Here is a 914-nt window from a genome sequence, read left to right on the forward strand (position 1 = left end):
GTCATTTGGGATGACAAATTCCCAGTCAACTATACAAGAGCATGAAGTTTTTTTCTCTGATAGGCCAATTTTATTTAATCTAGTTAACGATACTATGTTCAGAGTAGACAGTTATACAGCTCCTGGTTATTGTTGTCGTCGAGACTTTTACGTGCCTTCTTTAGAGCAAAAGAAACAAATTATAACAGTGATTCAAAATAGCCAAAAAAATATAGAGTACGTAGAGTTAGCCAAGTTCAATGATATGTTTAAGCATCCTATTTTCATTCAAGATTAGAATGAAACAATCGAAATTAATCTGCCTATTAAATTTAGGTGGTACAACCAAAGATAGTACTACGGTCTTCATTAGTCTGCCTTTTAACTGGCAAGCATCAGAGCATGAACAGTTAGGTTATATTGCTTCAGGTAATAGTCAAGGTGAGCTTGTTATATTGCCAGCACGGAAAGATAACGTCATCCGCACTATTAAAGTTGAGGTGAATGATGAGTTCTAAAGATCAAATAATTAAATTAAAAGAAGAGTTGTATAGTGCAGAGATTATTTATGCATGGGATTATGAAGGGGCTGGATTAAAATATAATAATCTATTTAACTGGGGGTATTCGGTATTTATTGGTTTACTTATCTTGTTATTTCTTTGGTCTGTTTCTGAAGATATAACCTTAAATTCATATTCTTTTTGGGCGATATTTACTTTTCTAACTATGATGGTATTGATTTCAAGATATCTTTTTACACCAGATAAACATCGTTGTTATCACTTAACTCCAATGGGGATTCATTATACTGAACAAGACATGATCCCAGAGATGGCTTATAAAATTGCGCGAGGCTTTGCTTGGATTGGCATTGTGGTCTGTATTATCGTTGCCTTTATGTTTGGCCCTTTAGCTTTTGTTGGAGCAGGGGC

General features: G+C 34.5%; 1 protein-coding gene and 2 pseudogenes. All 3 read left to right on the forward strand.

Features of this window, described 5'->3' with window-relative positions; translation table 11 throughout:
- A pseudogene (locus A6E03_RS20405) lies at positions 1–277 on the forward strand (hypothetical protein); the annotation flags it as partial.
- A 1-nt stretch (position 278) separates the two neighbouring features.
- Complete coding sequence (locus A6E03_RS18330; protein ID WP_065601474.1) at positions 279–497, forward strand: hypothetical protein; 219 nt, start codon at positions 279–281, stop codon at positions 495–497.
- Positions 487–914: pseudogene (locus tag A6E03_RS18335) on the forward strand (hypothetical protein); the annotation flags it as partial. The gene A6E03_RS18330 and the pseudogene A6E03_RS18335, both read left to right, overlap by 11 nt.

It is taken from the genome of Aliivibrio sp. 1S128 (assembly GCF_001691065.1).
Classification (GTDB): domain Bacteria; phylum Pseudomonadota; class Gammaproteobacteria; order Enterobacterales; family Vibrionaceae; genus Aliivibrio.